20 protein-coding genes are annotated in these 17866 nt (G+C 63.1%); 8 read left to right on the top strand and 12 right to left on the bottom strand.

Annotated features, from left to right (window positions below):
* The first annotated feature begins 60 nt into the window (after positions 1 to 60).
* Positions 61 to 1551, top strand: coding sequence for a leucyl aminopeptidase (locus AC1RT2_RS17055; RefSeq protein ID WP_493103734.1), 1491 nt, complete (start codon positions 61 to 63; stop codon positions 1549 to 1551).
* 16 nt (positions 1552 to 1567) lie between these two features.
* Here AC1RT2_RS17055 and AC1RT2_RS17050 read toward each other — a convergent pair whose 3' ends face one another.
* Positions 1568 to 2230 (bottom strand): hypothetical protein, encoded by a 663-nt coding sequence (locus AC1RT2_RS17050; protein ID WP_493103733.1) that lies wholly within the window; start codon positions 2228 to 2230, stop codon positions 1568 to 1570.
* Positions 2231 to 2530, bottom strand: coding sequence for a hypothetical protein (locus tag AC1RT2_RS17045; RefSeq protein WP_493103732.1), 300 nt, complete (start codon positions 2528 to 2530; stop codon positions 2231 to 2233). It abuts the gene before it with no gap.
* A gap of 113 nt (positions 2531 to 2643) precedes the next feature.
* Here AC1RT2_RS17045 and AC1RT2_RS17040 point away from each other — a divergent pair, with 113 nt between their 5' ends.
* On the top strand, positions 2644 to 3093 hold the full coding sequence (locus AC1RT2_RS17040) for a DNA polymerase III subunit chi (RefSeq protein WP_493103730.1): 450 nt from the start codon (positions 2644 to 2646) through the stop codon (positions 3091 to 3093).
* Positions 3094 to 3225: 132 nt separating this feature from the next.
* On the top strand, positions 3226 to 3963 hold the full coding sequence (locus AC1RT2_RS17035) for a hypothetical protein (RefSeq protein ID WP_493103728.1): 738 nt from the start codon (positions 3226 to 3228) through the stop codon (positions 3961 to 3963).
* On the opposite strand, the gene AC1RT2_RS17030 is transcribed toward AC1RT2_RS17035, so the two are convergent.
* The gene (locus AC1RT2_RS17030; RefSeq protein WP_493103726.1) at positions 3933 to 4256 is read right to left on the bottom strand and encodes a hypothetical protein; all 324 of its coding nucleotides are present in this window, start codon (positions 4254 to 4256) and stop codon (positions 3933 to 3935) included. The genes AC1RT2_RS17035 and AC1RT2_RS17030 overlap by 31 nt on opposite strands.
* A gap of 131 nt (positions 4257 to 4387) precedes the next feature.
* On the opposite strand from AC1RT2_RS17030, the gene AC1RT2_RS17025 reads away from it, so the two are divergent.
* Entirely contained in the window at positions 4388 to 4831 is a 444-nt protein-coding gene (locus tag AC1RT2_RS17025; protein WP_493103724.1) for a DUF4826 family protein, read from the top strand.
* Positions 4832 to 4866: 35 nt separating this feature from the next.
* Positions 4867 to 5700, top strand: coding sequence for a DUF2199 domain-containing protein (locus AC1RT2_RS17020; protein WP_493103721.1), 834 nt, complete (start codon positions 4867 to 4869; stop codon positions 5698 to 5700).
* Positions 5701 to 5716: 16 nt separating this feature from the next.
* Here AC1RT2_RS17020 and AC1RT2_RS17015 read toward each other — a convergent pair whose 3' ends face one another.
* The 7 genes from AC1RT2_RS17015 to AC1RT2_RS16985 all read right to left on the bottom strand — a co-directional run bounded on the left by AC1RT2_RS17015 (position 5717) and on the right by AC1RT2_RS16985 (position 13839).
* A complete protein-coding gene (locus AC1RT2_RS17015; RefSeq protein WP_493103719.1) occupies positions 5717 to 6643 on the bottom strand; it encodes a Gfo/Idh/MocA family protein in 927 nt (308 codons plus the stop codon).
* Positions 6644 to 6738: 95 nt separating this feature from the next.
* Complete coding sequence (locus AC1RT2_RS17010; protein WP_493103716.1) at positions 6739 to 8187, bottom strand: TRAP transporter large permease; 1449 nt, start codon at positions 8185 to 8187, stop codon at positions 6739 to 6741.
* Positions 8184 to 8792, bottom strand: coding sequence for a TRAP transporter small permease subunit (locus tag AC1RT2_RS17005; protein WP_069059240.1), 609 nt, complete (start codon positions 8790 to 8792; stop codon positions 8184 to 8186). Before AC1RT2_RS17005 ends, AC1RT2_RS17010 begins: the two co-directional genes overlap by 4 nt.
* A gap of 158 nt (positions 8793 to 8950) precedes the next feature.
* Positions 8951 to 10060, bottom strand: a complete 1110-nt coding sequence (locus tag AC1RT2_RS17000) for a TRAP transporter substrate-binding protein (RefSeq protein WP_069059239.1) — start codon at positions 10058 to 10060, stop codon at positions 8951 to 8953.
* A 228-nt stretch (positions 10061 to 10288) separates the two neighbouring features.
* Complete coding sequence (locus tag AC1RT2_RS16995) at positions 10289 to 12178, bottom strand: ABC-F family ATP-binding cassette domain-containing protein (protein ID WP_069059238.1); 1890 nt, start codon at positions 12176 to 12178, stop codon at positions 10289 to 10291.
* 99 nt (positions 12179 to 12277) lie between these two features.
* Positions 12278 to 13357 (bottom strand): GGDEF domain-containing protein, encoded by a 1080-nt coding sequence (locus tag AC1RT2_RS16990; RefSeq protein WP_493103713.1) that lies wholly within the window; start codon positions 13355 to 13357, stop codon positions 12278 to 12280.
* A gap of 185 nt (positions 13358 to 13542) precedes the next feature.
* Positions 13543 to 13839 carry a hypothetical protein gene (locus tag AC1RT2_RS16985; protein ID WP_069059236.1) on the bottom strand — a complete coding sequence of 99 codons (297 nt, stop codon included), beginning with the start codon at positions 13837 to 13839 and terminating at the stop codon, positions 13543 to 13545.
* 397 nt (positions 13840 to 14236) lie between these two features.
* Here AC1RT2_RS16985 and AC1RT2_RS16980 point away from each other — a divergent pair, with 397 nt between their 5' ends.
* Complete coding sequence (locus AC1RT2_RS16980) at positions 14237 to 14473, top strand: hypothetical protein (protein ID WP_069059235.1); 237 nt, start codon at positions 14237 to 14239, stop codon at positions 14471 to 14473.
* Positions 14474 to 14510: 37 nt separating this feature from the next.
* Here the strand turns inward: AC1RT2_RS16980 and AC1RT2_RS16975 are convergent, their stop codons facing one another.
* Positions 14511 to 15023 (bottom strand): DinB family protein, encoded by a 513-nt coding sequence (locus AC1RT2_RS16975; protein ID WP_069061449.1) that lies wholly within the window; start codon positions 15021 to 15023, stop codon positions 14511 to 14513.
* A gap of 131 nt (positions 15024 to 15154) precedes the next feature.
* Here AC1RT2_RS16975 and AC1RT2_RS16970 point away from each other — a divergent pair, with 131 nt between their 5' ends.
* Both AC1RT2_RS16970 and ndk read left to right on the top strand, forming a co-directional pair.
* Positions 15155 to 15844, top strand: a complete 690-nt coding sequence (locus tag AC1RT2_RS16970) for a glutathione S-transferase family protein (protein ID WP_069059234.1) — start codon at positions 15155 to 15157, stop codon at positions 15842 to 15844.
* Positions 15845 to 15950: 106 nt separating this feature from the next.
* Positions 15951 to 16373: a nucleoside-diphosphate kinase gene (gene ndk, locus AC1RT2_RS16965; protein ID WP_069059233.1), complete on the top strand. Its 423-nt coding sequence runs from the start codon at positions 15951 to 15953 to the stop codon at positions 16371 to 16373.
* 71 nt (positions 16374 to 16444) lie between these two features.
* Here the strand turns inward: ndk and AC1RT2_RS16960 are convergent, their stop codons facing one another.
* Positions 16445 to 17860: a hypothetical protein gene (locus AC1RT2_RS16960; protein WP_493103709.1), complete on the bottom strand. Its 1416-nt coding sequence runs from the start codon at positions 17858 to 17860 to the stop codon at positions 16445 to 16447.
* Positions 17861 to 17866 lie beyond the last annotated feature (6 nt).

Raw genomic sequence — 17866 nt, 5'->3', positions numbered from 1 at the left:
TGCGATTTGCGGGCTCCCAGGCGGGATGACAGACCCGCCGGCTGACATTCGGAGTAAGTCATGGCTTCCAGGTTCGACATCGGTTTCGCAAAGACGGCACGCGCTTCGGGCGGCCTCGCGATTCTTCTGCAGATTGCCGGCGGTGAGGCGGCCGGTGTCGGTGAGGTCGACCCGGAAGGTGTTGTCGCGCGCGCTGCAGCGGTCGCGAAGTTCACCGGCAAGGCGCTGAAAAGCCTCGACGTGTTGGCGCCGCATGGTGCGCCGGTGGATCGTATCCGCATCCTCGGCCTCGGCGAGGCCGACAAGCTCATTGCCCATGACTGGCTGAAAGCCGGCGGAGCCGCGGCTGCCAAGATCGCCGGTGTGGACAAGGCGGTGATCTACCTCGATGCGCCCGGTATCACCGTAACGGCGAAGAATGCCGCCGACTTTGCCCTCGGCATGCAGCTCGGCGCCTACAGCTTCGATATCTACAAGACGAAAAAGGGCGAGGACGACGAGGTAAAAGCCGGCAAAGCGACCAAGGTGACGATCGTCACCGCTACCGCCGCGGCCGCAAAGAAAGCGAACGACATTTCCGATGCCATTGCGGAGGGCGTGATTCTCGCGCGTAATCTCGTCAACGAGCCCGCCAACGTGCTCGGTCCGGTCGAGTTCGCCGACAAAGCCAAGGCTCTGGAAAAGCTTGGTGTCGAGGTGGATATTCTCACCGAGCGCGAAATGAAGAAGCTCGGCATGGCGGCATTGCTCGGCGTCGCGCAGGGCTCCGTGCGCCCGCCGCGCCTCGCGGTCATGCACTGGAAGGGCGGCAAGGAGAAGGACCGCCCGATCGCCTTCATCGGCAAGGGCGTCGTCTTCGACACCGGCGGCATTTCCATCAAGCCGGCGGCCGGTATGGAGGACATGAAGGGCGACATGGGCGGTGCCGCCGCGGTCATCGGCCTGATGCACACGCTCGCCGCCCGCAAGGCAAAAGCGAATGTCGTCGGCATCCTCGGTCTTGTGGAAAACATGCCGGATGGTAATGCGCAGCGCCCCGGCGACATCGTCAAATCCATGTCCGGCCAGACCATCGAGGTGATCAACACGGATGCCGAAGGCCGTCTCGTGCTCTGCGATGCACTTTGGTACTGCAACGAGACCTTCAAGCCGCAGTTCATGGTCAACCTCGCGACCTTGACCGGCGCGATCACCGTGGCGCTCGGCAGCCACCATGCCGGCCTGTTCTCCAACGACGACACGCTCTCCGCGCGCCTCACCGCCGCCGGCCTTGCCACGCACGAGCGCCTGTGGCGCATGCCGCTCGGCCGCGAATACGACAAGATGATCGACAGCAAATTCGCCGATATGAAGAACACCGGCGGCCGTCTTGCCGGCTCGATCACCGCTGCGCAATTCCTGCACCGTTTCGTCAAGGACACGCCCTGGGCCCATCTCGACATTGCCGGCACCGCCATGGGCTCGCCGACCGACGAGATCAACCAGTCCTGGGGCTCCGGCTTCGGCGTGCGCCTGCTCGACGAACTGGTGCGCGCGAATTACGAGGGGTAGGTCACGAGAAACCGACCTACTCGGCCGGTTTCTCCTCTTCCTTGGGTTTGCCGCTGTCCGCTTCCCCGCCCTTAAGGGGAAGACCTGCCTTTTTGCGCAGGATGTCTGCGTTGATCGGCAGTTCTATTTTCTCGTAGGCAAGCAGCCACTCCTGGTATTTGCGGTCGTTCTCCTCGGCGACCGCACGGATCGAGGAGCCGAAGAATGCGCCACCGCCGCTTGCCAGCGTCAGGGCGAGGATACCGGCCGGAATGAACTGAACCCGGCCGAGAATATCGTTCAGCGCTTTCTGCTTGGCTTTTGTGATCTTGGGGTTGTTCTCGTCCGTGAGGGAACGCAACAGGTCTTCTCCACGGGCCTGCGCTTCCTTGCTCGGCTTTTCCTTGGCGTAGAGATAGGCCAGAAAGGTCGAGACGAGTGTCAGCAAGGCTGGGAGCGCGACGTGGGTGATCGGCGACCGGGAGGATCCGATCATCAGGCCCGCCGTGGCGCCGACGACGGCAAAGGCGATGATGGCCCGTCGGTCGACGATGCCGGCATTGCCGGCCGCAAACCGGATGGCGAGCCATCCGATGGGTAGTCCGATCACGGCGATCGGCAACAGGCCGAAGAAGAGGCTCGACATCAGGTGATGCCCGAAGCCCATGGCCATTTCGATAATACTGGTCAGGGCGCCCATCTATTTCGCCTGCATTTTCGTTGCCGCGTCCAGGCCTTCCTGGCCCTTCTGCCGATCGGGCAGGTCGTCTCTGTTCGTTGGTGTCGGGTCACCGCCAATGCGGTCCGGCTTCCGGCATTTGATCAACCCCTCGGCCGTCATCTCGCATGTGACCTCGCCATCCGCCGACCGGGCTGGCATTGCATGAGATAAGAAGAGACACGCAGTGGTGAGGAAAAGGACGATTGGTCCGGGACGGACGGCGCCCGACAGGTCTCGGCGCATGCAGGGTTGCGATGTTCTCGGCACGACGTCGATCATGGCGCACCTCTTGGTGGAGTATGGATCATCCTGCAACTTTGCTGAAAAGGAAAGGGTATTCTCGCAGGCGCAGGCGATGACGTGCCCCGGGAAATCCCCTATAGAACAGCACTATGAGTGAAGTCCTCTTCTACCACCTGACCGAATCGAAGCTCGAGGACGCGTTGCCGCCGCTCCTCGACAAGAGCCTCGAGCGCGGCTGGCGCGTCGTCGTCCAGGCGGGCGACGCGGAGCGGCGCGATGCGCTCGACACGCATCTGTGGACCTTTCGCGAGGACAGTTTTCTGCCGCACGGCACGGACGAGCAGGCCTTTCCCGCCGACCAGCCCGTGCTGCTGACGACAACGCCGGACAATGCCAATGCGGCCAATGTCCGCTTCCTGATCGCCGGCGCCGAACCGCCGCCGCTCGATGCCTATGAACGCGTCATCTTCATGTTCGACGGCTACGACCAGGCTGAAGTGGAGAGGGCGCGCGAACACTGGAAACGCCTGAAAGGCGAGGGGCATCAGCTGACCTATTGGCAGCAGAACAGCGACGGCCGCTGGGTCAAGAAGGCCTGAGACCCTGCGACCGGCAGTGCAGGCAATTGGCGCTCCTCCCTATTTTTCCGGCAAGCCGGGACGCGCCCCATCCGCAAAATTAACCCGTTTTCGCTAACTACGGTGCCTTCGGGAGTGATGAGGTGATCGCCAATGGCGGAATACCGGATCGCGGATGCGTGTGAACAACTAAGCCTGACCATAAAGGCCGAAAGCGACGCCAGACTGCGCATGCGCCAGTGCCGGCAGGCGCTTGGGCTGGGCAGGCAGGCGGTTCCGGGCGCCGCGCGCCTCACGGATGCGGACATACAGGCCCTCCAATCGGTGCTTCGCCTTGCCCGGCGCGCGAGCAACGGTTTTTGCGACACCAATACCCTCATGACGCAACTCGCAGCGATCCGCATGGATCGGCTTAGCTTTTCCAAGCTTCCCGTCATCGGGGAGACGAAGGCGAAACGTGTGCGAACCGAAACCGCGTCGCTTGCCGTTGCCGACGGGGCGTTGCCAGAAGGCTGGTGGGACATGCAAGCCGCCCTCGATGCTGCCAATGCGGGCCGCTATCTCATCGCGGGAACCGGCACTGATGGGCCCTGTTCCGTGGCCTTGCGGCACCTGGATTGCGACGAACCTTTCCTGGTTCCGCAGGAGTACAAAAGGGTCATGGAGACGCTGCCGCCTTTCCGGTTGACGGTCGCCACGGGGCGCGTCCTTTTCGGCGCGGCGGACAACCTCGGCGCTGGGGTGACGTTGCCGATCGGGAACGGGACCTATCTTGGTCAGCTCGTTTCGCTGCGGTCGGGCGGCGGCCTGAAAATTGTCGCGACATTCGTCCGCGACAGCGGCCCGGTCGATCCGTTTCATCAACTGCCGGAATTTCGGGAGGTGTCGTGATGCCCCCGGCGCAAAAACCCGTGCAGGCGCAATCGGCCTATCTGCATCCCTATGCCTGCTTTTCCTGTCGCGTGAGCTTCAAGCGATCCAGTAAAGCTGCCGCCGTTCTGCCTTGTCCAAGTTGCGGCGGCCCAAGCATAGGGCTCGCCCGCAAGTTCAGGCCGCCCAAGCGGTCCGATGTCGGGCAGTGGGCCAAGGTCGAAGCCCTGGTCGGCCACGGCTTCCTGTTTTGGAGCCTGGGCGAGCCCTATCCGGAAACGTTGAAGGATGTTGCGGCATTCGCCGACAGGCATGCGGACTTCCTGCGTCGCGAGCGTGAGTGCGCGCCCGAAGCATTCGCCGAGATCGATGCGGCCCTCAAGGCTTCCGTCGAGAAAAAGATAGGCATTCGACCCGCGGGGCGGAAGGATCGAAGAGGGTCGGGATGGATGAGGACGAGCAGAAGTTCGAGCTTTGGTGTGACAGCCAGCGAAGAGGCGTGCTCGACTATCTGGGTCGCCAACGCCTCGCACACGGCGAGGTCGGCGAATGGCCGGCATGGGACGTTTATCCGCACGCCGCGCTGTGGGCGGTGGAGAGCCTCAAGCGACCAGGCTTCGTCGGCTGGTGGGCGATATCCGGCGACGACGTGCCGAACGACTACGTTACCTGCGGGCCGCAGCGCCACCCGCGCGAAGCGTTGCGCGACATCGGCAACCGCTGGCTGGCCGCCGCCGTGACCCTGCTCGACGGACGACAGCCGGAGAGCTTCACCCTGGGCTTGCCCGACGCTCTCCCGAAAGCCGACCTTGCCGCGCTTCTCTCGTTGAGGGGCGGGATGCTGCTGTCCTTCGCCGATGATGACGATATGTGGCGCGAGGAGCCGTGATGCGACCTGCCCCCTGTCTTTCTAGGAGCGATGAGATGAGCGGCCATTTTGTTTGCGCCACCTGCGGGCAGTCCCACGACGGGCTTCCGACGGATTGGGCGTTCAAGCTTCCCGACGATGTCTGGGCGATACCAGCGCCCCGGCGCGAAGAGACAGCCCGCTTCACGGATGACTTGTGCCAGTATGGCGAACGGCATTTCATTCGTGGGCTGTTATCGGTGCCGTTGCCGGACATGGGGAGCGATTTCGGCTGGGGTGTCTGGGCCGAGGTCGATGTCGCGGTCTTCCAGCGCTATCTCGAATTTTTTGATGCTGACGGTTCGTCTGAACCGCAATACTCAGGAACGCTGGCCAACAGCTTGCCCGGCTATGTCTCGTCGCTGCACGCGCCGGTCGACATCCAGTTTCGCAACGCGACGCAGCGCCCGCTCTTCAGGCTTTCGGAGCGCGACCAGAGCACGCTCGCGATCGAGCAGCGCAGCGGCATCGGCAGTGCCCGATACCACCAGATTCTGGATGCGTTGCCAGCGTATGATGCGGCGTCCCGCCTCGGGGAGCAGGAGGAGCGGGAAGGTGCTGCGCCGGACCGAAGCACCCTGTGCATTTCCTGCAGGCATGTCGTTGAGGATGGCGACAGCGTGCTGGTCGTGTCTCGCAGCGGCGGCGATTGGGTTTTGCTGTGTGGCCATACGGATCACAGCCACGATGAAGACGACGAGGCGCTGCGCATCCTGCACTGGCGGCATCTCGTGGACCGCGATCCCTCCCTCGAGGACGTCATTCCGGCCCTCGAGGTCGATTACTCCGCCGAGCGAACTGCGGTTGGTGGGGAATGGCGCAAATTCTTCGATCCGGATACGGATGATTGAACGTGCGCGCCCGACCTCAATCGTGAAATGCCTCGACGAACTTGCGCCGTCCCAGCATGAAGGCATCGGCGACATGGCGCAGCGGCGCGAGGTCGACGTCGGATTTACCGGCCTTCACGATTTCGGCGAAGCGCTTGTAGAGCATGGGATATTCTTGCTCCGGCTCCTCGTGCACCAGCTTGCCGTCGATGGAGAGTTTCGCGCCGCCTTCGGACAGCACCATCTCGCCCGCTTCGGTCTGGGCGACGATGTCCCAGCTCTGCTTGCCCGTCTGGCGCCAGTCGAAATCTGCCTTGAGGTCGAGGCCCTTGGCATCGGCGAAGGTGATCGAGGCGGCGATCGGCGCGTCGCGGTTTTCCGGGAATTCCAGCGTGGCGGCGGTGATGAAGGCCGGGCGCGGCAGGATGTGGGTGACGATCGACAGCGCATTGATGCCCGGATCGAACACGCCGAGACCGCCGGCCTGCCAGATCCATTCTTGGTTCGGGTGCCAGTGGCGCACGTCTTCCTTCCAGATCACCTGCATGGCGCGGATCGTCGTGCCGGCAAGGAAGGTTTTGGCGGCCTCCACGGCCGGTGCGTAGCGTGAATGCCAGCTCGCGAAGAGCGAGAGCCCCTTCGAATCAGCAAGCGCTTCGAGATCGGCGACTTCGGAGAGGGTCGCGCCGGGCGGCTTTTCGAGGAAGACATGTTTTCCGGCGGAAAGCGCCTTCTCGGCGGCTTCATAGCGATATTGCGGCGGCATGCAGAGCGATACGGCCTCGATATCAGGCACCGCTGCCAGCATCTCGTCGATCGACTTGAAATTGTCGATGCCATCGACCGTGCCGTGGCGGCTCGCCGCGGCGATCAGCCTGTAGTCGCTGTTCTTTGCGACGGCCGGAAGATGCTGGTCGCGCACGATCTTGCCGACGCCGACGATTGCGAGATTGATCGGGGACATGGCTCCACCCTCATTTGTATGATGATTTACTCCTCTAGCACAAACGGCGCCGCTGGCAAGCGGCGCCGTTTGTCTGGGGCGCGGGGTGAGGGGCGTTACTGCCCGAACTGCGGCGGTGAATCGAGGCCGAAGCTCGGAGCGCTGTCGAGCCCGTTGCCGCCTTCCGTGCCCGGCACCAGGATCTGGATGCTGTCGAGATCCTGCACCACGTCCTTGTCGAGGAAGTAGGTCACCATTTCCGGGAAGGCGATCAGCAGACCGACGAGGATGAGCTGCAGGATCAGCCAGGGGATAGCCCCCATATAGATATCCCGCGTCTTCACCGTCTTCGGCGCGATGCCCCGCAGGTAGAACAAGGCAAAGCCGAAGGGCGGGTGCATGAAGCTCGTCTGCATGTTGGCGCAGATCATCACGCCGAGCCAGATCAGGTCGATGCCGAGCGCCTGCGCGGCGGGCGCAATCAGCGGCACGATGATGAAAGCGATCTCGAAGAAATCGAGGAAGAAGGCGATGATGAAGATGAAGATGTTGACGAAGATCAGGAAGCCGACGACGCCGCCCGGAAGCGAGGTCAGCATTTCCTCGATCCAGTGGCTGCCGCCGACACCCTGGAAGACGAGCGAGAAGACGCGCGCGCCGAGCAGGATGAAGACCACCATGGCGGTGAGCCGCATCGTCATGTCCATGCCCTGGTAGATGAGCTTCCAAGTCAGGCGCCCATTCATCCAGGCGAGCAGCATCGCGCCGACGACGCCCATGGCGCCGGCTTCCGTCGGCGTGGCAAGCCCCATGAAGATGGTGCCGAGCACGATGAAGATCAGCGCCAGCGACGGCACCATGCCGCGGATGCACTTCCAGTAGAGCGGCCAGCCGCGCAGCGTGCGGGCTTCCGGCGGAAGGGCCGGAACATAGTGCGGCCGGAAGATGCTGAGGATGAAAACCCAGCCCATGAACAGCAGCACCTGCACGATGCTGGCCCCGGTCGCACCGATATACATGTCGCCCGGCGAGCGCTGGAGCTGGTCGGCAAGAACGATCAGCACGAGCGAGGGTGGGATGAGCTGCGTGATGGTACCCGAGGCCGCGATGACGCCGGTGGCGTGGCGGATGTTGTAGCCGTAGCGCGTCATCACCGGCAACGAGATGAGGCCCATGGCGATGACGGAGGCGGCAACCGTGCCGGTGATGGCGCCGAGCACGGCGCCAACGAGGATGACGGCATAGGAAAGGCCGCCGCGCACGCCGCCGAAGAGCTGGCCGAAGCCGTCGAGCAGGTCCTCCGCCAGCCCGCACCGCTCCAGGATCACACCCATGAAGGTGAAGAACGGGATGGCGAGCAGCAGGTCGTTCGAAAGCACCGAGAACAGCTGGTAGGTGAGGTTGCCGAGGAAGTCCGGCGCGATCACCCCGAGTTCGATCGCGACGAGGCCGAAGAACAGGCCGACCGCCGCGAGCGAGAAGGCCGCCGGATAACCGATGACCATGAAGAAGATCAGGCCCACGAACATCATGGGCGCCATGTAGTGGATGATGAACTGGATCATTGCAGCGGCTTCTCGTAGGCGAATTCGCGGACGTAGCCGTGCGTGAACACGAGAACGCATTTGATGATTTCGGCGACACCTTGCAGGCCGACGAGAGCGAAGCCGAGCGGGATCATCAGCTTGGCCGGCCAGCGCGGCAGGCCGCCGGCATTGTTGGAGCCTTCGTTGGTCACCCACGAATCGACGAACCACGGCCAGGTGAAGTAGATCATCAGCGCGCACATCGGCAGCAGGAAGAAGACGCCGCCGAGCAGGTCGATCCAGGTGCGCGTGCGCTCGCTGACCGAACCGTAGACCAGGTCGACGCGCACATGCTCGTTGACCTTCAGCGTCCACGCGCCGCCGAGCATGACCATGCCGGCGAACATGTACCACTGTGCTTCCGACAACGTATTGGAGTTGTTGCGGTAGAGGTTGAGCATGAATTCGAAAATGCCGACGCCGCCGACATTGCGCTCCATCCAGAGGATGCCGTCGGTGGAATAGCGGAAGATTGCGTTGAAGGCCGCAGTCAATGACGAAAACAGCACGAGCCAGATCGCGATGATCGAAACCCGCCGGCTCAGTTCGTCGATGACGCCGGTGATACGTAAAGCGAGAGCCAAGTTCCCCTCCCTCCGTTTTCAATGAACGGATTGTCCGGTGCCGGAGCCTGCAGCGCTTCGCGTCCTTGATGCGCGACAGTCGCTGCAGAATGATGCATTTTTGCTCCGGATGAAACGAAGACGGCGGGATCATGGATCCCGCCGTCTGGAATGCCAGCTCAGCCGAGCTTGCCGGCGCGCTGTAGCTGCATCATGAAGGTGTCGTTGGTGTACTCCGCCACCTGCTGCCACAGGAAGGTTTCCTTGCGGAAGGCCTTGATGGAATCCCAGATCTTCTTGAAGTTGGCGTTGCTGCCTTCGATCTCGGCATAGGTCTTTTCCGACTGCTCGAAGCAGGCGGTCAGGATTTCCGGGGTGAAGGGGCGCAGTTGTGCGCCCGAGGCGACGAGCTTCTTGATCGCCGTCGGGTTCAGGTAGTCGTACTTCTGGAGCATGTTGGCGTCGGTCGCCTGCGCCGCCGTGCGCATCAGCGACTGGTAGTGCTTCGGCAGCTCGTCGTACTTCGCCTTGTTGAACATCAGGTGCACGGTCGGGCCGCCTTCCCAGAAGCCCGGATAGTAGTAGTAGGGCGCGACCTTCTGGAAGCCGAGCTTCTCGTCGTCATAGGGACCGACCCATTCGGCGGCGTCGATCGTGCCCTTTTCCAGCGCCTGGTAGATTTCGCCGCCGGCGATCTGCTGCGGGATGACGCCGAGCTTGGCGACGATTGCACCGGCAAAGCCCCCGATGCGCATCTTGAGGCCCTTGAGGTCTTCGACGGTCTTGATTTCCTTGCGGAACCAGCCGCCCATCTGCACGCCGGTATTGCCGCCGGGCAGGGCGTAGATGTTCTGCGTGGCGAAGAATTCGTTGCAGAGGTCGATGCCGCCGCCATGGTAGTGCCAGGCGTTCATGCCGCGCGCATTGAGCGCGAAGGGAACAGCGGCTGCGAGCGCCCAGGTGGGGTCCTTGCCCCAGTAATAGTAGGCGACGGTGTGGCAGGCCTCGACCGTGCCGGCGGAGACGGCGTCGGCGGCCTGAAGGCCGGGCACCAGTTCACCGGCCGCAAAGGGCTGGATCTCGAAATTACCGTCGGTCGCTTCGGAAAGGTATTTCGCGAAGGTCACCGCGCCGCCATAGATCGTGTCGAGCCCCTTGGGGAACGACGAGGTCAGGCGCCAGGTGATCTTCGGATTGGTCTGCGCAATTGCCGGCGCTGCAAGTATGGTCGCGGCTGCACCGCCCACGCCGGCAACACCGGCCTTCTTGATGAATGAACGACGATCCATAGATTTCCTCCCAATGGCGAGCAGGGCTCCTCTCCCTGCTCTCGTGTCATCACGCGGGAGCTAATCATGTCGGGTTAGGGGTTTCAAGCCAAGGAGGGAAAGAACGGGCAAAGCCTTCCCTACGACTTTCGTCTTAGGGAGCGTTTTCAGCTATCTGCCTGTTTTTTGTGCGTTTCTTGAATTGGAGCGACGGGTTTCGCTGCCGCGATAGCGCCTGGCCGAGATTTGTTACCCGGCCATCGCCTCTTCGTATTCGGCCGACAGCTCCAGCCATTGCTCCTCGGCGTCGTTCAGCTTGTCGACGGCCATGGCGCGAAGTTTTGCCTTCTCGGCGGCCTTCGCCGGGCTCTTTTCGTAGAGCACCGGGTCCGCAAGTTCTGCGTCAAGAAGCTGAATCTGCTTGTGCAGTTTTGCCGTCAGCGATTCGATTTCGTTGATCTTTTTCTTGAGCGGCGCGAACTGGGCGCGGCGATCCGCATTGGCCTTGCGCTGGTCCGCCTTGTTGGCCGTATCGCCGCCGTTGGAGGCTGCCTTGTCCTTGTCGTCCTTCTTGCCCGACTGGACGATGATGCTGCGATACTCCTCCATGTCGCCATCGAAGGTCTTCACGGTGCCGTTGTTGACCAGCCACAGCCGGTCGACGGTCGCCTCGATGAGGTGGCGGTCATGCGAGATCAGGATGACGGCGCCTTCGTAGTCGTTCAGCGCCTCGATCAGCGCGCGGCGGCTGTCGATGTCGAGATGGTTCGTCGGTTCGTCGAGGATCAACAGGTTCGGCGCGTCGAAGGCGGCAAGGCCCATCAGCAGGCGCGCCTTTTCGCCACCGGAAAGGTCCTTGGCGGGCGTGGACATCTTTTCCGTTGCAAGACCCATCTGCGCGACGCGGGCGCGCACCTTGGCCTCCGGCGCCTCCGGCATCAGCCGGCGCACATGTTCGACAGGCGACTGCTCGGGCACGAGGTCGTCGAGCTGGTGCTGCGCGAAGAAGCCGATCTTGAGGCTTGGTGCGCGCTTGACAGTGCCCGATTCGGCCTCCAGCCGGCCCGAGATGAACTTGGCGAAGGTCGACTTGCCGTTGCCGTTCGAGCCGAGCAGCGCGATGCGGTCGTCATTGTCGATGCGCAGGTTGATCTGCTTGAGGATCGGCTGGCCCGGCGTGTAGCCGACGGCACCGCCTTCGATGGCGACGATCGGCGATGCGGGCTGCTTTTCCGGTTCCGGAAAGGTGATCGGCTGCACATGCGTCTCGATGACGGCGGCAACCGTGCCCATGCGTTCCAGCGCCTTGACGCGGCTCTGCGCCTGCTTGGCCTTGGTGGCCTTCGCCTTGAAGCGGTCGATGAAGCTTTGCAGGTGTTTGCGCGCGGCCTCGTTCTTGGCCTTCGCCTTCATCTGCAGCTCGTCGTTCTCGGCCTTCTGCCGCTCGAACTGGTCGTAGGAGCCACGATAGAAGGTCAGCTTCTGCTGGTCGAGATGAACGATGGCGTTGACAGCGGTGTTGAGCAGGTCGCGGTCATGGCTGATGATGATGACGGTGTGCGGATAGCGCCGCACATAGTCTTCCAGCCACAGCGTGCCTTCGAGGTCGAGATAGTTGGTCGGTTCGTCGAGAAGCAGCAGGTCCGGCTCGGAAAACAGCACGGCCGCCAGCGCCACGCGCATGCGCCAGCCACCCGAAAAGCTCTTGGCCGCGCGCTGCTGCGCCTCGTGGTCGAAACCGAGGCCGGCAAGGATGCTTGCGGCCCGCGATTCGGCCGAATGGGCGCCGATATCGGTGAGCCGCGTCTGGATTTCGGCAATGCGGTGCGGGTCGGTCGCGGTTTCCGCTTCCTTCAGCAGGGCGGCGCGCTCCTTGTCGGCGGCCAGCACGATCTCGATCAGCGATTCGTCCGTGCCCGGCGCTTCCTGTGCCACCTGGCCGATGCGCGCATTCTTCGGCAGCGAGATGCTGCCGGCCTCGGAGGCAAGCTGGCCGGTGATGATGCGAAACAGCGTGGACTTGCCGGTGCCGTTGCGCCCGACGAGACCCACCTTCACGCCGCTCGGCAGCGAAAGGGATGCGTTATCGATGAGGAGCCGCCCGGCAATGCGGGCGGTGAGGCCGGAAATCGTGATCATGCCGGGTCTATAGAGCAATTCCTGCAAAAGTGCGAAGCGGTTTTGTGCCCGCAATCGCGTCAAAAAGGCTGGGGTCGGGTGGCCCCCGAAGGCAAGCCTTCAGGCGGCGGAATTGCGATAGCCGCGACCAGCCCGGTCTGCCACCTCTGCGGAATAGATGCGCAGCGCAATATCCGTCTCCGCGGCATAGGCGAGCGCCTGGTCGGCCTGATCGTAGAACATCATCGGTGAATTGGCCGAATCGCTCATGGAAATGCCGGCCGTCAGCGTCAGGAAGCCAGCAGGCAACTCGCGGTTCATGAAGGGAAACGGCTTTTCCGCAACGCTGCCCGCGATGCGCCGTGCGATGGTGACCGCAATCTCGCGGCTGACATCGGAAAGCAAAAGACAGAACAGGTCCGGCCCGGTGCGGGCGACGAAATCGTCCTTCTTGACGGAGCGGCGGAAAATGGCGGCAAGCCGCTTCAACGTCTTTTCAGCGGCACCCGCCGGGTGCGTCTCGCCGAATTCCCGCAATTGCTCGACGCGGAACAGGAGGAGGGCAGACGTGCCGTCGGCGGCTTCCGCCTGGAAAAACACCTTCAGCCGCCCGAGCAGCGCGGCGTGGTTGGCAAGGCCCGTCACCGGATCGTGCGTCAGCGCCTCGCGGCTGACGGCGAGGCCGGAACGCAGGCCGTCGAGATGGGCTTGCAGGTCTTCGATCCGCGTCGCGGCGGAGCGGTCGGTGCCCAGAATATCGCGCAGGATGGACAGCAGGCGGACCGTGTCGCTGGCGAAATCCGAAATACCAAGCACGGGATCCTTGCCCATGCGCGCAGCGATCTCTTCCAGTTCCTGCATGGCGGCCGCGCGCTGCCGGCGGCTCGACTCGGTGGTTTCCGCGACTTCGGAGAGCACCCGCACGGCCTCGCCCGCGGCCTGGCCGGCGGCGAGCACATTGTGGCTCGGCAACGAATGGCGCAGCGCAATCGAATCGAGCGCAGCCTGCTCCGGCGCCTTGCCGAGTGCCGCGATCTCGCGTGCGACGCCGGCGTTGCCGCTCAGCGCCTCGAACAGCAGTTCATAATTCCGCGGCAGCCCGGCAATGCCGAGATTGGCCATGACATGCGCAATGCGCGCCGTGATCGGCGGAACGGTCGCCTGCGGATCTTTCGGGGCGGAGGTGGGTTTGCTGCTCATGAAACGCCGTTACATGGAGCGCAGCGGTGGGTGCGTGCGCTCGGGTTGTGTCAATCGGCGTAACTATCGGATTGCGCGGTTAATTTTGCGTGTGCTGAAAGAAGATTGAGCCGGAGTGGACAAAGCGCAAGGCGCCTGTCGCTCCGGCGTGCGGCGGCGCGCATCCCTGCCGCCGCCAGAATTGGTCAGGCCGTCCGGCGGGCGAGCGGGATGACCCGCATCATCTGCCCGATCATCGTTGCGCGCGCAGGCTCCCGGGCAGGCTCCTTGGTGCGCGGCGCGCGGTTCTGCTGAAGCTCGCGCATGGCGGCCGCATAGCCCTCGGCGCGCGCCTCCTTCAGCGCCACCTCGAAGGTCTTCTCGATTACCGGATAGCACTCCTCCGGCAGATAGGCATTCGGGGCATCGGTGCCGTAGACCCGTGCCATCTTGCAAAGCGTACTGCCGAGCAGGGCTGCCCACTCTTCGGTCGTTCTTGCCATTGTTTTTCCTCTCTCAGGTGAGGCCGGCGCCGTTCGGCGTTAGCCCCAATGGCAGCGACTATCTCATCACCGATCGCCCGTGCCTGTCACTTTGGTAACAGGACGAAGCAGCCCCCAAGATCGATGCCGAGCGCTTCCATATCATGCGACTGTATCACTCCTATTGCAGGAACCGGAAGTACCACTCGCCCTAAAATTTAGGGGGTGTTGTACTTTCGGTTGCGCGCGAAGAATCATCGGCGCGCGGTGCAGGGTGGCCGCAATCACGGCTTTTTCACCGTCTGGAGGCGGAAGTTCCGTCTTTGTTCGTGGTTGGGGCGAGAGATTGAGGGTTTTGGCCCTATCTACCCGGCCCACATTGGAGTAGCACGACGGAAACATCACTGGAGAGCGACCCATGACCCCCGACGAGAAGAACCAGATCATCGTCAATGCTTTCCACAATCCGCGCTACGGAATTTCCCCGACTGCCACGCGCGGTGCCGTCGAAAGCCATTCCAAGAAGCACGGCCTTGCCGGCCAGGAATACAAGGACGCCCTGGCCGCCGCCATGGAAGCCGGGCTGATTGCCCAGATGGCCGACTCGGCCCTGTCCATCCGCAATGCCGGTCGCGCCATGCTGCCGAGACGATAGTCGACAGACGCGACAGCATACGACCTTTCGGCTGGTCCTATTTCAGGAAAGCCGCGCCCTCGGTGCGGGCGAAATAGATCAGGTCCAGCGTAATGCTTGGCCCGCCGACCGCCGTCAGCATGCCATGACACTGACCCCGATGGTGGGTCTGGTGGTTGAAGAGATGCGCCAGCGCCGGGCCGAGCGGATGGCGAACGATCGCCGGGTTGGTGAGCGGGCTGTAGGTGAAATCGGCCGCGATCCTTTCCTCCGTCAGCGAATCGGCAAAGGCTGACAGCCGCGCATCCTCCACCTGCCGCGCCGCCTGCAGGCCCGCGAAATCCTCGTGCAGGATGGTGTCGAGGCTGCTGGGCGCATCGCCTTCCCCGGTAAAACGCTTCATCCAGATACGGTCTGCGGTCAGCAGATGGTTCAGCGTACGGTGCAGCGAGCCGAAGAACGCGCCGAGATTCTGGCGATAGGCGGCATCGTCGAGCTTGCCGACTTCTTCGTAGAGGACGCGGTTGGCCCAGGCATTGTAGGCGGCAAGCAGGCGGTAGTGGTCGCGCATTGAGGTCTCCCTGATCGCTGGACCATAGCGGAAACCCGCATCGGCGGCGTGAATGTCATCCATGAAATTATCTGATTTGCACAGTCGGCCGCGCTGCTTTTCAATAGACGAAAGCAAATGAAGAGGCCCTGATGACCCGACTGCTCTATGCGCTCTCCGGCGCCGACAGGACACGCCAGTTTTCACCCCATGTCTGGAAGACGGTGATGTCGCTTGCGCACAAGGGCCTCGACTACGAGACAGTGCCGGTCTGCTTCACCGAGATCCCGGCCATCGAGGGCGGCGGCGCGGCGACGGTGCCGCTGCTGCGCGACGGCGAGCGGCTGGTACACGACAGTTTTGCCATCGCGCTCTATCTCGACGAGGCCTATCCCGACCGGCCGTCGCTGTTCGGCGGTGAAGGCGGCAAGGCGATGGCCCGTTTCATCGAGAACTGGTCGCAATCGACCCTGCACATGGCCATCACCCGCATCGCCATCCTCGACATCCACAATCTGCTCGGCCCGACGGACCAGGCGTACTTCCGTCGGAGCCGGGAGGAGCGCCTTGGCGCCTCGCTCGAGGACATCGCCGCTGCCGGCAAGGCGGAGATCGCGGATTTTGCCAAAAAACTCCAACCATTGCGCAACATGCTGAAGATCCAGCCCTTCATCGGTGGCGAAAGCCCGCTTTTCCCGGACTACATCGTCTTTGGCGCGCTGCAATGGCTGCGCACCACGGCAGGCACCAGCGTGCTCGCCGAGGATGACCCGGTGGCGGACTGGTTCCGCCGCTGCCTCGATCTGCACGATGGCGTCGGCCATCGTGTGACGGCTGCGTGAAACTTTACCCCTGACATTGCCAATCACCGCTCCCCCCTTGTTTTGCCGGGCGTTGGCGGCTATGGAACCGCCACTTTCACCGGACAAAACCAAGGGAAATGTGAAAATGGCGATTGAACGCACCTTTTCGATGATCAAGCCGGACGCAACGAAGCGCAACCTGACCGGCGCCATCACCAAGATGCTCGAAGATGCAGGCCTCCGCGTCGTTGCTTCCAAGCGCGTCTGGATGAGCACGCGCGAAGCCGAAGGTTTCTACGCCGTTCACAAGGAACGCCCGTTCTTCGGCGAACTGGTTGAAGGCATGACCTCCGGCCCGACGATCGTCCAGGTTCTCGAAGGCGAGAACGCGATCCTCAAGAACCGCGAAATCATGGGCGCCACCAACCCGGCCAACGCCGACGAAGGCACGATCCGCAAGACGCATGCGCTGTCGATCGGCGAAAACTCGGTTCACGGTTCCGACGCTCCGGAAACCGCTGCCCAGGAAATCAAGTACTGGTTCTCCGACACCGAAATCGTCGGCTGAATCGGATTGTCCGGCCACGGTCGGAACGCATTGAAATGATTCTGGAGCCGGGGCCGCAAGGCTCCGGTTTTTCATTGTGCGGGATCGAACTTGAAGATCGGTTGGCCGGACAGCAGCATCGCCTCCGCCGGATGATGCAGGACGCTCGCGCAGGTTCGATCGAGCCGCATGGCAAGATCCGTTGCCAACGCCAGCCTGATCTCCACCGGCTCCGTGGTGAGAACGAAATCGGCAAGCCGCGCAGGATCGCCGGCTGCAAACAGCAGTTCGGCGACGACGGGCGCCTTGCCGGCGTCCTTTGCGAAAGCTGCCAGCGGTGCGGTTTTCAAGGCCCCGGCCAGTTCCAGCCAGAGTGGCCATTCCGTTCGAAATTTCGCGCTCAGCTCTGCCGGCATATCCGGTACGGCGTCGGCGTCACCCTTTACAAAGGGGGTGAGCGTCTCGATCGCAATCAGCCGGTCGATCATGTCACGCACCGAAACATCACCGGACGGACGCTGGGAGCGCACGCCATAAAAGGGGATGCTCGCGAGCCCCTCATCGAGCGCGTCGGTGTTTTCCGAGGCTGCCCGGAGTGCGCGGTATGCCGTCAGCCAGGCCGCATCGAGCGTGTCGTCCGGCTTGATGCGCCCGGTATCGATGTCCGCGATAAGAGCTTGTGCCGCTTTCACCGTGGCGGCGACGTCGCCGGACTGGTTGAGATGGGTCATGAGGAAATCGCGTTCCGGTTCCCGGGCCGCGGCAATCGATACGATATGGATGTTTCGCCGCATGGCCTCGGATGCGGCATCCAGCACCGGAACGCGCGGCAAGGCCATGTTACCCACCAGGGCAGGCGCCCAGCTCCATACCTGCGTCAGATCCCGCAATTTCGTCGGTTGCGCGAAGCCGGCCACGAAGGTGGACCAGGCGGTGCGGTCGCGCTGCATCGCAACGAGCCCGGCCTGGAGGAAGAACAGGCCATGGCGACCCGCCGATGCGGCAAGGGCGGCCTTCTGTTCATCCGGCCAGTCCACGATCGCCGGTACGATCGGCTGGCTGATGCGGATTTGCCTCTCGGGTGGCAGGGCGGCGATCATGGCAAGCAGTTTCTCCCCGTCGCCATGCAGGAGGATCGCGCGCAGGGTGGAGATCTGCGCGCCGAGTTGGGCGGGGTCGCCGGCATCCTTCGAGACCGCATCGAAACCGCCCCGCACGGCATCGATTGCGCCGGCGAGATCGACCGCCTCGCGCACACCGGCATCGTTGAGGTCATGGGCGAGTTTGGCTGCGGCGTCCATGGCAAGGCCGCCATAGCGGATCTTGAGGTAGGCTGCCTCGGCCCCCACGCCTCGTGCTTTCAGCCGCGACAGTTTCTGCCGGTCGGTGAGCACCGTGTCCGCAAGCGTCAGGATCGCGGCTCTTGCCGGGCAGGCGGGCGGTTCTTCGGCCCGGACCGCCAGTGGCAGCAAGAAGAGACCGATCGCCAGAGCAGGCAGCAACCTCATGCGCGT

Source organism: Shinella sp. GW821-FHT11G07 (genome assembly GCF_058808115.1).
Note: the sequence above shows the minus strand (reverse complement) of the source record. Positions and strands in the feature narration are given on the sequence as shown.